Origin of the sequence: Zhihengliuella salsuginis, from assembly GCF_014651715.1 — a bacterium.
GTDB lineage: Bacteria > Actinomycetota > Actinomycetes > Actinomycetales > Micrococcaceae > Zhihengliuella > Zhihengliuella salsuginis.
Window position 1 is genome coordinate 62,035 of record NZ_BMXK01000004.1, and the last position, 12,002, is coordinate 74,036.

At 69.2% G+C, this 12,002-nt stretch carries 15 protein-coding genes; 8 read left to right on the forward strand and 7 right to left on the reverse strand.

Annotated features, from left to right (window positions below; translation table 11 throughout):
- Window positions 1-70: 70 nt before the first annotated feature.
- Entirely contained in the window at window positions 71-883 is an 813-nt protein-coding gene (locus IE069_RS05180; RefSeq protein WP_189349061.1) for a YflT domain-containing protein, read from the reverse strand.
- A gap of 143 nt (window positions 884-1,026) precedes the next feature.
- Between IE069_RS05180 and IE069_RS05185 the strand changes: the two genes are divergently transcribed.
- Genes IE069_RS05185 through IE069_RS05195 form a run of 3 tightly spaced genes read left to right on the forward strand, consistent with a single transcriptional unit; the run spans window position 1,027 to window position 4,057 of the window.
- Window positions 1,027-2,301: a magnesium transporter MgtE N-terminal domain-containing protein gene (locus IE069_RS05185; protein ID WP_189349062.1), complete on the forward strand. Its 1,275-nt coding sequence runs from the start codon at window positions 1,027-1,029 to the stop codon at window positions 2,299-2,301.
- Window positions 2,302-2,303: 2 nt separating this feature from the next.
- Window positions 2,304-2,933, forward strand: coding sequence for a DUF1003 domain-containing protein (locus IE069_RS05190; RefSeq protein ID WP_189349063.1), 630 nt, complete (start codon window positions 2,304-2,306; stop codon window positions 2,931-2,933).
- Window positions 2,930-4,057: an Mrp/NBP35 family ATP-binding protein gene (locus tag IE069_RS05195; RefSeq protein ID WP_189349064.1), complete on the forward strand. Its 1,128-nt coding sequence runs from the start codon at window positions 2,930-2,932 to the stop codon at window positions 4,055-4,057. Before IE069_RS05190 ends, IE069_RS05195 begins: the two co-directional genes overlap by 4 nt.
- Window positions 4,058-4,114: 57 nt before the next feature.
- Here IE069_RS05195 and IE069_RS05200 read toward each other — a convergent pair whose 3' ends face one another.
- The 3 genes from IE069_RS05200 to sigE are packed head-to-tail and all read right to left on the reverse strand — an operon-like array spanning window position 4,115 to window position 6,241.
- Entirely contained in the window at window positions 4,115-4,591 is a 477-nt protein-coding gene (locus tag IE069_RS05200) for a twin-arginine translocase TatA/TatE family subunit (protein ID WP_189349065.1), read from the reverse strand.
- Between the two features lie 47 nt (window positions 4,592-4,638).
- Window positions 4,639-5,604, reverse strand: coding sequence for a zf-HC2 domain-containing protein (locus IE069_RS05205; protein WP_189349066.1), 966 nt, complete (start codon window positions 5,602-5,604; stop codon window positions 4,639-4,641).
- A 19-nt stretch (window positions 5,605-5,623) separates the two neighbouring features.
- Window positions 5,624-6,241: an RNA polymerase sigma factor SigE gene (gene sigE, locus IE069_RS05210; protein WP_189349067.1), complete on the reverse strand. Its 618-nt coding sequence runs from the start codon at window positions 6,239-6,241 to the stop codon at window positions 5,624-5,626.
- A 122-nt stretch (window positions 6,242-6,363) separates the two neighbouring features.
- Here sigE and IE069_RS05215 point away from each other — a divergent pair, with 122 nt between their 5' ends.
- Window positions 6,364-6,996, forward strand: coding sequence for an O-methyltransferase (locus tag IE069_RS05215; protein WP_189349068.1), 633 nt, complete (start codon window positions 6,364-6,366; stop codon window positions 6,994-6,996).
- An 84-nt stretch (window positions 6,997-7,080) separates the two neighbouring features.
- Here IE069_RS05215 and IE069_RS05220 read toward each other — a convergent pair whose 3' ends face one another.
- The 3 genes from IE069_RS05220 to IE069_RS05230 form a co-directional block, all read right to left on the reverse strand.
- Window positions 7,081-7,248 carry a DUF3117 domain-containing protein gene (locus tag IE069_RS05220; RefSeq protein WP_189349069.1) on the reverse strand — a complete coding sequence of 56 codons (168 nt, stop codon included), beginning with the start codon at window positions 7,246-7,248 and terminating at the stop codon, window positions 7,081-7,083.
- Window positions 7,249-7,420: 172 nt separating this feature from the next.
- Complete coding sequence (locus tag IE069_RS05225; protein WP_189349070.1) at window positions 7,421-7,735, reverse strand: DivIVA domain-containing protein; 315 nt, start codon at window positions 7,733-7,735, stop codon at window positions 7,421-7,423.
- A gap of 7 nt (window positions 7,736-7,742) precedes the next feature.
- Window positions 7,743-8,534: an LOG family protein gene (locus tag IE069_RS05230; RefSeq protein WP_189349071.1), complete on the reverse strand. Its 792-nt coding sequence runs from the start codon at window positions 8,532-8,534 to the stop codon at window positions 7,743-7,745.
- A 172-nt stretch (window positions 8,535-8,706) separates the two neighbouring features.
- Between IE069_RS05230 and IE069_RS05235 the strand changes: the two genes are divergently transcribed.
- The 4 genes from IE069_RS05235 (at window position 8,707) to IE069_RS05250 (ending at window position 11,991) form a co-directional block, all read left to right on the forward strand.
- A complete protein-coding gene (locus tag IE069_RS05235; protein WP_373287799.1) occupies window positions 8,707-9,426 on the forward strand; it encodes an amino acid ABC transporter ATP-binding protein in 720 nt (239 codons plus the stop codon).
- A gap of 56 nt (window positions 9,427-9,482) precedes the next feature.
- Entirely contained in the window at window positions 9,483-10,328 is an 846-nt protein-coding gene (locus IE069_RS05240; protein ID WP_189349073.1) for a glutamate ABC transporter substrate-binding protein, read from the forward strand.
- A gap of 86 nt (window positions 10,329-10,414) precedes the next feature.
- Complete coding sequence (locus tag IE069_RS05245; protein WP_229790966.1) at window positions 10,415-11,095, forward strand: amino acid ABC transporter permease; 681 nt, start codon at window positions 10,415-10,417, stop codon at window positions 11,093-11,095.
- A complete protein-coding gene (locus tag IE069_RS05250; protein WP_189349074.1) occupies window positions 11,092-11,991 on the forward strand; it encodes an amino acid ABC transporter permease in 900 nt (299 codons plus the stop codon). Before IE069_RS05245 ends, IE069_RS05250 begins: the two co-directional genes overlap by 4 nt.
- Window positions 11,992-12,002 lie beyond the last annotated feature (11 nt).

The window sequence follows — 12,002 nt, forward strand, 5'->3', positions numbered from 1 at the left end:
CGGGTACGACGACGCCCGGCACCTGGCGCGGTTTCCGCGTCGGGTGCCGGGCGTCGTCGTCTCTGGTGGTTCAGTCGCGCTTGTCGCCGTCGGCGTCCTGGGCCGGCTCGGTCCGCTCGGAGTCCTGGGCGCCCTCCGAGGGAGCGGCCTCAGATTCCGCGCCGTCCTGCACGGGCGCCGCGACGCGCACGCCGAACTGCGGGCGCCCGTCCGGCAGGTCGCCGTAGCCGGGACGACCGCCAGTGTCCTCGGCCGGCTTCTCCGGCTTCTCCGGGTCCTGCTGCTTCGGCGCCGGCGCGGCTGCGGGGGCCGCGGAACCGGCCGATCCCGCGGACGGGCCCTGCCCCTGGCGTGGCGGCGCCCACGCCGGGGTGACGTTGCCGGCCTGCACCTGGCTCATCGGCAGGCTCGAGGCGAGCCGGCGGGCCTCGGGCGCCTGCTCGAAGGCGACGACGACGTCGTAGTAGCCGGCCAGGAACTGGTTCGAGGAGGAGAAGTCCCGCTTGCCGCGGCGGAACGAGTAGCCGACGACGCCCACGATCATCCAGATGGCCATGCCGAGGGCGACGGAGGACAGGATCTGCCCGAGCGGGTTGCCCTCGTTGAAGAGGCTCAGCAGCAGGCCGACGAAGATGCCGAACATGGCGCCCTGCGCCGCGCCGGACATCGCCACGCGCGGGTAGGAGAGCTTGGCGGTCACGCGCTCGACGCTCTTGAGGTCGCAGCCGATGATGCTGACGTTGGAGACCGGGAAGTCGTGGTCCGCGAGATAGTCCACGACCTTCTGCGCGTCGAGGTAGGACTCGTAGCGGCCGAGGACCTCGCCGCGGGGAAGCGAGAGCAGGTCGTTGTTGGACTTGGGAGCACCGAACGGAGTGGACATGACTCCATTCTGCCGTGTTTTCCTGACCATGACATGAAAAGGCTCCCGGTATCGCTGCCGGTGAACCGGAAGCACCGTTTCGCGCGTGACGCCACGCTTCCCGGGCCCCCTTCCGGAGGCCTCCGAGGCAGTAGCCTTGGGGGATGAGCAGCAACCTCGCCACCAAGGCCTTCGTCGCCCGACTGCTCGGTCTCGACGTCTTCGACCCGCTGGGAGACCGCCTCGGGCGCCTGCGCGACGTCGTCGTGATCAACCGCGGCGTCTCGAGACCCGCGCAGGCCGTGGGCCTGCTCGTCGAGGTCCCGGGGAAGCGCCGCGTCTTCGTCCCCATGACGCGCGTGCAGGCCATCGAGGCCGGGCAGATCATCTGCTCCGGGCTCGTCAACCTGCGCCGCTTCCAGCAGCGCGGCGCCGAGCACCTGGCGGTCGGCGAGCTCTTCGACCAGAAGGTCACGTTCAAGGACGGCTCGGGCGCCGGGATCATCGAGGACATCGGGCTGGACCAGCAGCGCAACGGCGACTGGCACGTCTCCGCGTACTACGTGCGCCGCGGCGGCCGCGACACGGGCTTCCGCCCCTTCCGGCGGCTGGCGCGCGGCGAGCGGATCGTCGTCGACTGGAACGAGATCCTGCACATCAACGACTCCGAGCCGCAGGCGGCCACCCAGTTCGTCGCGGCCCACGACGAGCTCAAGCCCGCCGACTTCGCCGAGGCGCTGCACGAGATGCCGGACAAGCGCCGCCTCGAGGTCGCGGCCGAGCTCCAGGACGACCGCCTGGCGGTCGTCCTGCAGGAGCTGCCCAACGAGGAGCAGGTGCAGATCCTCTCCGCCCTCGACATGGAGCGCGCCGCCGACGTCCTCGAGGAGATGGACCCGGACGACGCCGCCGACCTCCTCAACGAGCTGACGGACGAGGCGCAGGAGGCCCTCCTGCAGCTCATGGAACCGGACGACGCCGAGGACGTGCGCCGGCTTCTCGAGTACGAGGAGGACACGGCCGGCTCGCTCATGACCCCCGTGCCGGTCATCCTTCCGCCGGAGGCGACCGTGGCCGAGGCCCTCGCCTACGTCCGCCAGGAGGAGCTCAGCCCGGCGACGGCCAGCGCCGTCTACGTGTGCCGCCCGCCGCTGGAGACGCCCACGGGCCGCTATCTCGGCGTCGTGCACCTGCAGGCGCTGTTGCGCACTCCCCCGCCGGAGTCGCTCGGCAGCATCATCGACACGGACCTCGAGCCGCTCAACGACATGTCGCCGGTCGCCGAGGTCGCCCGGACGCTGGCCACGTACAATCTCACGAGTGCGGCGGTCGTCAACGAGCAGGGCCGGCTCGTCGGCTCGGTCACGGTCGACGACGTCCTCGACCACCTGCTCCCCGACGACTGGCGCACGCACGACGACGACCCGAAGGCGGTGTGACCATGCCCGAAAACCCCAGGCTCCGGCGAGCCCTCGACACCCCGATGGCCGCCCGGGCGCGCATGTTCCCCCGCATGCGGCCCGACCCGGACGCGTTCGGCCGCGCCACGGAGGGCTTCGCCCGCTTCATGGGCACCCCGCAGTTCCTCGTCTACATGACCGTCTTCTGCGCCATCTGGCTGGTCTGGAACACGGTGGCCCCGCAGGCCTGGCGGTTCGATTCGGCGGCGCTCGGCTTCACCGCCCTGACCCTCATGCTCTCGCTGCAGGCCTCCTACGCTGCGCCGCTGCTCCTGCTGGCGCAGAACCGCCAGGACGACCGCGACAAGGTCTCGCTCACCGAGGACCGGAAGCGGAGCGAACGGAACCTGCACGACACCGAGTACCTCACCCGCGAACTCGCCGCCCTGCGCATCGCCCTGCGCGACGTCGCCACCCGCGACTTCGTCCGCTCGGAGCTGCGCAGCGTCCTCGAGGAGCTGGCCGAGTCCCAGGACGGCGAGGAGATCCGGCTGCGCCGCGGCACCAGGAAGCGGAAGAAGAAGGAGACCCTCTCCGAGGCGACCACCCAGTTGCCCGCCGTCTCGCCCGGCCGCAACGACACCGACAACGGAGAACCCCACCAGACGTGACTTCCCCCGCGAACCCCGATCTGACCCGGCGGCTGAACGCCGCACTCGCGCACGTGCAGGACCCCGAGCTGCGACGGCCGATCACTGATCTCGGCATGGTGGCGGATGCCACCGCGTACGACGACGGCACGGCCGCCGTCGACGTGCTGCTCACGATCGCCGGCTGCCCGCTGCGCAACACGATCGTCGACGATGTGACGCGCGCGGCCACCGCCGTCGACGGCATCGACTCCGTGGACGTGACGCTCGACGTGATGACGCCGGAGCAGCGCAAAGCGCTCAAGGACCAGTTGACGTCGCGCACGGTCCCGTTCACCCAGCCGAATTCGCTCACGCGGATCATCGGCGTCGCCAGCGGCAAGGGCGGCGTCGGCAAGTCGAGCCTGACCGTGAACCTGGCCTGCTCGATGGCAGCCGAGGGGCTCCGCGTCGGGATCGTCGATGCCGACGTCCACGGGTTCTCGGTCCCCTCCCTGATGGGCATCACGCAGGCGCCGACCCGCGTCGACGAGATGATCCTGCCCCCGGTGGCCCACGGGGTGAAGGTCATCTCGATCGGCATGTTCGTCGAGGGCAACCAGCCGGTCGTCTGGCGCGGCCCGATGCTCCACCGGGCGCTCGAGCAGTTCCTGACGGACGTGCACTTCGGGGACCTGGACGTCCTGCTGCTGGACCTGCCGCCCGGAACGGGCGACATCGCCATCTCGGTCTCCCAGCTCCTGCCGGAGTCGGGCCTGCTGGTCGTGACGACCCCGCAGTCCGCGGCCGCCGAGGTCGCCGAGCGCGCCGGAGCAGTCGCCTCGACCACGGGTCAGAAGGTCGTCGGCGTCGTGGAGAACATGTCGTGGCTCGAGCTGCCGGACGGATCCCGGATGGAGCCGTTCGGCTCCGGGGGCGGCGCGCTGCTGGCCGGCCGTCTCTCCGAGGGCCTCGATGCCGACGTCCCGCTCCTGGGCTCGGTCCCGATGGAGCCGCGCCTGCGCGAGGGCGGGGACGCCGGCACACCGCTGGTGGTCTCGGACCCGGAGTCGGCGGCGGCGCAGGAGATCGCCGCCATCGCCCGCCGGCTCACGCACACCCCGCGGGGCCTGGCGGGGATGCCGCTGAACGTCACGCCGTCCTGAACCGTCGCCGGTGCGGCGACGGGAGGTCCTGCGGGGCCATGCATCGCCGGCTGCCGGTCAGGTGGCCTCGAGGTCGAAAGGCGCCTGTTCGCCGTCGGCCAGGCGCGGCAGGGCCGCTGCCGTCCCGGCGATTCCCGCGGCCGCGACGCCGGCGGCGCCGGTTGCCGCCGCGGAGCCGCCCAGGGCCGGGCTCGGCGCCACGGCCGGCGTGGAGGCGGGGATGGACTTGCGGGTGGAGGGTGCCTGCGGGGTCTCCCGGGCGGCGCGGGCCGCGTCCTCGAAGTCGTCGAGGAGGGCCTCTTTGATGATCCGGCGCGGGTCGTACTGGCGCGGGTCGAGCTTGCGCCACTCGATCTCGGTGATCTCCTCGCCGACCTCGTCACGCAGCTGGTCTTTGGCGCCCTGGGCCATCCTGCGCACGTTCTTGACGAGCTCCGCCAGCTGCTGGGCATAGCCCGGGAGCTTGTCTGGCCCGAGGATGAGGACAGCCAGAACCGCAAGGATGACGAACTCGCTGCCGTTGATACCGAACACGTACTAGAGACTACCTGTTCCGGGCCAGGGATTCGTAGTCGAACACGTCAGTCGACCACTTCGAGGACGCCCATGCGCGCCAGCCCCTTGCCCAGACGCGCGAGGGCGCTGTCCGGCTGGGCGGGCGCGTGCTCGAGCTGGGAGTTCTCGGTGAGCATGATCCGGTTGACGACGACGTCGCGGCCCGCCTCGTCCGCGGGGAAGGTCACCTCGTAGACGGCGTTCGCGGTGTCGACCAGCGACGTGTTCGACGAGTCTGCGCCGACGCTCGCCGACAGGGCGCCCGCCGGGGCCGGGCCGCCCGGGGAACCCGGTGTCGTGGCGGCGCCGTCCTCCCCGGCTGCGCCGTTCGGCACCTGTGCCGACGCGCTGCCGAGGACCGGCGCCAGCTTGCGCTGCTCGCTGACCACCACGTCGCCAGCGGGGCCGGCGTAGGTGAGGGTGACGCGCGGGACGCCGTCCACGGTGGATCCGACGGCGGAACCGAGCTGGTAGCCGACCATGTTCAGGCTCGGCAGGTTCCATCCGGCGCGACGCAGGTCCGTGACGGTCTGGGTGGAGAGCTCGCGCCCGGTCTCGTCCCACTCCGCGGTGACCGGGGCCGCGGAGCGGCTGCTCGCGTTCCCGCCGCCGAGAGCCCACGCGGTGGACAGGAAAACGGCCAGGAGGCCGCACACTGCCAGGACGGCGATCACGGGAACCGCCTCCCGCCAGAAGCTCCTGCCCTCGGGCGTCCACGCGGCGCGCGGAGTCCCGCTGACGGTGTCGTTCGGCCCCGTATCGGCACCGACGGCGACGGCGTAGGCGGATCCGGGCTGGCCGGCCCGGCGCTCACCCGGGCGGGCGGAGACCACCGGCAGGGCCGAGGTGTACCGGGCCGCGCGGGTGGCGCGGCGTCGATGCTGCTCGAGCTCCACACGGCAGTCGGCGCACCGCGCCACGTGGGATTCGAACCGCTCGGCCTGCCTCTCGCTCAGTTCCCCGAGCACGTAGGCATCAAGCCATCGACGCATTGTGTGCATAGACCGACCGCTACGACACCGCGCGCGTCACGCGTGGCAGAGACATCGTCGGGGTCTTCGGGCGCGCCGGGTTCCGGTGTGCCAGGCGCACCCGCAGCATCGCGCGGCCGCGGTGGATGCGGGACCTGACCGTGCCGAGCTTGATGCCCAGCGACGCGGAGACCTCTTCGTAGGAGAGCCCCTCGAGGTCGCAGAGGACGACGGCGGCGCGGAAGTCGGCCGGGAGCGTGTCCAGCGCCTGCTGCACGTCGATGTCCAGGTTGTTGTGCTCGAAGACCCGCTCCGGGCCCGGCTCGCGGCCGGCCAGGCGGGACTCGGCGTCGTCCGCGAGGGCGTCGAACCTGATGCGGGATTTGCGGCGGGCCTGGTCCAGGAAGAGATTGGTGGTGATGCGGTGGAGCCACCCGCCGAGCGTCCCGGGGGTGAAGGTGTCCAGCGAGCGGAAGACGCGGACGAAGGTCTCCTGGGTGAGGTCCTCGGCGTCGTAGGCGTTTCCGGTCAGGCGGTAGGCCAGCCGGTAGACCTTCGACGAGTGATCCTCAACGATGGACTCCCAGCTGGGGACAGATTCCGAGGACTCGGCGGCCTGCTGGGCCGCGGGTTCGGACGGGGCTGGTGATCGTTTCACGACTTCAATGGTGGCAGAACTGCCTGTGAAATCGCTGTACAGCACACCGCAAGCCCCTGAAGATCCGGCGCTAGACTGGGTGGGTTCGCACCACCCGCCCACCGAAGGAAAATCGCCACCAGATGAGCACCGACAAGCACAGCAGCTGGTCCTACGCCGAGGCCCTGCCACTGGAGGACGACGTGCTCGCACGCGCCCGCGAGCGCGGACACGAGCTCGGCGTCACCCCGGTCGGCACGGGGGCGGCCGCCCTGCTGACGGTCCTCGCAGCGAACTCAGGCGCGCGCACCGCCGTCGAGATCGGCGCCGGTGTGGGCGTCTCCGGGGTCAGCCTGCTGCGCGGCTTCTCGGCCCAGACCGTCTTCACGACGATCGACGTCGACGTGGACCACCTCTCCGCGGCGCGTCAGGCCTACGTGGAGCTCGGCGTCCCCGCCAGCCGCACGCGCACCATCTCCGGGCGCGCCCGCGACGTGCTGCCGCGCCTGACGACGTCCGCGTACGACTTCGTGTTCATCGACGCCGACAAGCCGTCCGTCGTGGACTACGTGGAGCACGGCCTGCGTCTGCTGCGCCCGGGCGGGATGCTCGTGCTGCACGACGCGCTCGACGCGGACAAGGTCCCGCTGCCGGCCGTGCGCCAGTCCTCCACCGTCGCGGCCCGCCAGGCCGGCCGCCTGCTCCGCGAGAACGACGACGTCGTCAGCGCCCTGGTGCCCACCGGCACGGGGCTGTTCCTCGCCGTCAAACGCTAGCCGCACCGGCGTCGCCGAAAGCGGCGGCCGGGCCGGGAATCCCGACCCGGCCGCCGCCGTCGTTAAGAGAAAATGTGGTGTGGATCAGTCGGTGACGCCGACGAGGCAGGCCTTCAACTCCGCCGCTTCCGCGGCGTTCAGCTCCACCACGAGGCGTCCGCCCCCATCGATCGGGACCCGCATGATCAGGCTCCGGCCCTCTTTGGTCACTTCCATGGGTCCGTCGCCCGTACGCGGTTTCATCGCAGCCATTGGTGCTGTCATCCTTCCTCGACAAACGGAACCCCTGCGGCCCCGCCAAGCGGTGCGGCCGGCAGCACCGGCCCCGAGGGCGTCCGATGCTTTCAACCTGCGTTTCATATTATTCCCAAGATCGCCCCGTGGCGCTAATCACAGCGCGACACGACACGCCCGGAAGCCCTGCTCAGAGCCCCGGACCGCGTTCGCCGATCCCCGGATCCCGCACCCGGTCAAGTTCTCCGCGCAGCCTCTCGATCTCGCCGGCGAGCGAATCCACCACCTCGTCGACCTGGTCGCAGCGGTACCCGCGCAGTCCCAGGGAGAAACGGACATCGCGCACGTCGGCCGCGCGCGGCTGCTCCGGGAGCAGCACGGGCGGCAGCGACGTCGTCGCCTCCCCCAGGCCCTGGGTCGGCAGCCGCGCGCCGCCGCGGCCCACGACCAGGAACACCGTCGCCCCCAGGACGGCGATCGCGAGGAACAGCAGGACGTACTCCACGGCGGTCCTACGCCTCCCCGGGCCCGGTCGGGACCTCGGGGCGGTAGGCGGTCGCCCACTTCACCGCCTCCTCGGGGTCGTCGGTGAGGTGGAAGAGGTCGATGTCGCTGCTGGACACGGTGCCCTGGGCGATCAGGGTGTTCCTGATCCAGTCCACCAGGGGACCCCAGAACGTCGTGCCGAAGAGGACGATCGGGAAGTTGGTGACCTTCTGGGTCTGGACCAGCGTGAGCGCCTCGAACAGCTCGTCCAGCGTCCCGAATCCGCCGGGCAGGACGATGAAGCCCTGCGAGTACTTGAGGAACATGGTCTTGCGGGCGAAGAAGTACCGGAAGTTGATGCCCAGGTCGACCCATTCGTTCAGGCCGGTCTCGAAGGGCAGCTCGATGCCCAGGCCCACGGACGTGCCGCCGGCTTCCACCGCTCCCTTGTTGGCCGCCTCCATGGCGCCCGGCCCGCCGCCGGTCATCACCGCGTAGCCCTGCTCGACGAGGAGCCGGGCGATGTACTCCGCCTGCCCGTACTCCTCGCTGCCGCGGTGGGTGCGCGCGGAGCCGAAGACGCAGATGGTGGGGCCCAGCTCGGCCAGCGTCCCGAAGCCCTCGATGAACTCGCTCTGGATCCGCAGCACGCGCCACGGGTCCGAATGCACGAACTTCGTATCGCGCGGCGCCTCGAAGAGGAACTCGTCGGCCTGCCGGATCTTCGCCTGCTCGCGGCGCAGAACCACGGAGCCCTTGCGCCTCGCGGGGTCCGGCAGCGCATCGAAGCTGGTCGAAGAAATGTGGTCGCTTCCCATGCCTCCAGCCTATGCCCCTTCGTTCCTACGGGGTCGTATTGCGTTGCGAACCGATTAAATTTTCCCCATTTATAGCCGATCGCCCCTTGTGACGCGGGCAACATCAAGTAATGTCGTTTGCATGAAAGAAACCCAGTCCGGTTCCGGGTCCGGCGAGACGCCAGTTGTCCGCATGGACAAGGTCAACAAGCACTACGGTGCGCTGCACGTGCTCCAGGACATCGAGCTCGAAGTCACGCGCGGGGAGGTCGTCGTGGTCCTGGGGCCCTCCGGCTCCGGCAAGTCGACGCTGTGCCGCACGATCAACCGGCTCGAGACGATCGACGACGGCGACATCTACATCGACGGCACCCGGCTCCCCGCGGAGGGCAAGCCGCTCGCGCAGCTGCGCGCCGACGTCGGAATGGTGTTCCAGTCCTTCAACCTCTTCGCCCACAAATCGATCCTCGAGAACGTCACGCTCGGCCCGATCAAGGTCAAGGGGATGAAGAAGGCCGAGGCCGACAAACTGGCGATGAAGCTGCTCACGCGCGTGGGCGTCGCCAACCAGAAGGACAAGCTGCCGGCGCAGCTCTCGGGCGGCCAGCAGCAGCGCGTCGCCATCGCACGGGCCCTGGCGATGAAGCCGAAGGTCATGCTGTTCGACGAGCCGACGTCGGCCCTCGATCCGGAGATGATCCAGGAGGTCCTCGACACCATGGTGGAGCTCGCCGAGGAGGGCATGACGATGATCGTCGTGACCCACGAGATGGGCTTCGCCCGCAAGGCCGCCCACCGGGTGGTCTTCATGTCCGATGGCGCGATCGTCGAGGAGGCCAAGCCCGAGGACTTCTTCACGAACCCGCAGTCGGACCGCGCCAAGGACTTCCTCGGCAAGCTGATCACCAACTGACCACCCCATCATCGACATCTCAGCCAGCTACTGGCACCCGAATCAAGGAGAAGAACATGCGTAAGAGAAGCGTCGCGATGGCCGGCATGGCCGCCGTCGCAGCACTGGCACTGTCCGCCTGCGGTGGTTCCACCGAGGAGGGTGGCGGCGGCTCCGAGGGCGAAGGCGGAGGCGAGGGTGTGAAGATCGGCATCAAGTTCGATCAGCCCGGTCTCGGTTTCAAGGAGGGCGACTCCTACACGGGCTTCGACGTCGACGTCGCAAAGTACGTGGCCGGCGAGCTCGGCTACTCCGAAGACCAGATCGAATGGGTCTCCGCTCCGTCCGCCAACCGCGAGACGCTGCTCGAGACCAACGGCGTGGACATGATCTTCGCGACCTACTCGATCACCGACGAGCGCGCCGAGCGCGTCGCCTTCGCGGGCCCGTACTTCATCGCCGGCCAGGATCTGCTCGTCCGCGAGGACGAGAGCGAGATCTCCGGCCCCGAGGATCTCGAGGGCAAGAACCTCTGTTCCGTCACCGGGTCCACCTCGGCCACCAAGCTCAAGGAGCTGCACCCCGGCATCAACCTCGTCGAGCAGGGCGGCTACGCCGACTGCCTCGGCCTGATGGAGACCGGGAACATCGACGCGGTGACCACGGATGACATCATTCTGGCCGGCCTGGCCGCCACGGAGGCCAACCAGGGCAAGTTCAAGGTCGTCGGCAACACGTTCTCCGAGGAGCGCTACGGCGTCGGCCTCAACAAGGAGAGCGAGAACTGCGAGGCCATCAACGAGGCCATCACCAAGATGATCGACGATGGCGCTTGGGAAGAGGCGCTGAAGTCCAACACCGACGGCACCGGCTACGAGCCGAACTCCGAGGTCAACCCGCCGGAACCGGACGCCTGCGCATAGTCTTCGGCAGGTGATCGCGAACCGGCGGCCGGGCGACAGCCGGGCCGCCGGTTCGCGTCACACCACCACCGCAAAGGAGCTAGGCCGTGGATGCCTACCTTTCCCTCTGGGAAACCTACGGCGGACAGATGTTGTCCACCTTCTGGACCAACATGCAGTTGACCTTCTGGGCGGCCATCGCAGCTTTCGCCCTCGGCACGCTGCTGGCCGTCATGCGGATCTCCCCGGTCCCCAGCCTCCGCTGGGTCGGGACCGCCTACGTCAACATCTTCCGCAACACCCCGCTGACCATCATCCTGACCTTCGGCGTCCTGGTCCTCTTCGGCGTCTTCCAGGTCAGCCTGGCCTCGGACTTCAACCTGAACTTCTTCCGGATCGCGATCGTCGGCCTGACGATCTACCACGCGGCGTTCTTCTGCGAGGCGATCCGCTCCGGAGTCAACACGGTCCCCCTGGGGCAGGCGGAGGCGGCACGCGCCATCGGCCTCAGCTTCCTGCCCGCGGCGAAGATCGTCATCCTGCCTCAGGCGTTCCGTGGCTCTATCGCCCCCATCGGCAACGTGCTGATCGCGCTGATCAAGAACTCGACCGTTGCAACGGCCGGTTCCGTGGCTGAGATCTCCGGCCTGATGAAGACGATGATCGAGTTCCGACCCGACGTCGGCATCCTGGTCTTCCTGACCGTCGCCGTCTTCTTCGTGATCGTCGTCATCCCCGTCGGCCTCCTCACGACCTGGGCTTCCAAGAAACTGGCGGTGTCACGATGAGCGGATCAGTACTGTTCGACGCGCCCGGCCCCAAGGCCCGGCGGCGCATCACCATCCTCAACATCGTGGCGGCCCTGGCCTTCATCGGTTTCTTGGTCTGGGTGGTCAAGGTCCTCGGGGACTACGGCCAGCTGGACGCGGCCAAGTGGGTCTCCTTCACACAGTCTGGAACGTGGGCGAACTACATCCTGCCCGGCCTGCTCAACACCCTGAAGGCGGCCGCGATCGCGATTGCCACGTCCATGGTGTTCGGCTTCGTCTTCGGCATGGGGCGACTGGCCCACAACAAGGTCGTCAATGTGCTCAGTTCCATCGTGGTGGAGTTCTTCCGCTCCGTCCCGGTGCTGCTGATGATGATCTTCTTCTGGATCTTCTTCGGTCGCATGGGCATCGTCCCGTCGGGCGACGCCCCCTTCGTGGCCGTCGTCCTGGCCCTGACCCTCTACAACGGCTCGGTCGTCGCGGAGCTCATCCGCTCCGGCGTGCACGGGCTGCCCAAGGGCCAGCGCGAGGCCGGCATCGCGATCGGCCTGACCCGCGGCCAGTCGTTGCGCTTCATCGAAGTGCCCCAGGCCCTCGTGGCGATGATGCCGGCCCTGCTCGGCCAGTTCGTGGTCATCCTCAAGGACTCGGCGCTGGGCTACATCATCAACTACAACGAGCTGCTCTTCAACGGCAGGCTCCTGGGCACGGGCAACGCCAACGTGTTCCAGGCGCTCCTCGTCGTCGCCGTGATCTTCATCGTGATCAACTTCGCGCTGACATCGCTGGCGCAGTGGGTCTCGACGCGGGTCGCCCGCCGACGGGCCAAAGCCGACGCGACCGAGGACGAGGACGCCGGCGATACCGGGCTGATGATGCCCGAGGCACCTGGAATCACAGGGCCGAACAAGTAGTCCCTTACTGC

Excerpts from the sequence above, each read along its gene's own strand:
- IE069_RS05205 (WP_189349066.1), bottom strand. The coding sequence starts at position 5,604 with ATGCGTCGATGGCTTGATGCCTACGTGCTCGGGGAACTGAGCGAGAGG.
- IE069_RS05230 (WP_189349071.1), bottom strand. The coding sequence starts at position 8,534 with ATGGGAAGCGACCACATTTCTTCGACCAGCTTCGATGCGCTGCCGGAC.
- IE069_RS05220 (WP_189349069.1), bottom strand. The coding sequence starts at position 7,248 with ATGGCTGCGATGAAACCGCGTACGGGCGACGGACCCATGGAAGTGACC.
- IE069_RS05190 (WP_189349063.1), top strand. The coding sequence starts at position 2,304 with ATGCCCGAAAACCCCAGGCTCCGGCGAGCCCTCGACACCCCGATGGCC.
- IE069_RS05180 (WP_189349061.1), bottom strand. The coding sequence starts at position 883 with ATGTCCACTCCGTTCGGTGCTCCCAAGTCCAACAACGACCTGCTCTCG.
- IE069_RS05185 (WP_189349062.1), top strand. The coding sequence starts at position 1,027 with ATGAGCAGCAACCTCGCCACCAAGGCCTTCGTCGCCCGACTGCTCGGT.
- IE069_RS05215 (WP_189349068.1), top strand. The coding sequence starts at position 6,364 with ATGAGCACCGACAAGCACAGCAGCTGGTCCTACGCCGAGGCCCTGCCA.
- IE069_RS05240 (WP_189349073.1), top strand. The coding sequence starts at position 9,483 with ATGCGTAAGAGAAGCGTCGCGATGGCCGGCATGGCCGCCGTCGCAGCA.
- IE069_RS05235 (WP_373287799.1), top strand. The coding sequence starts at position 8,707 with ATGGACAAGGTCAACAAGCACTACGGTGCGCTGCACGTGCTCCAGGAC.
- IE069_RS05250 (WP_189349074.1), top strand. The coding sequence starts at position 11,092 with ATGAGCGGATCAGTACTGTTCGACGCGCCCGGCCCCAAGGCCCGGCGG.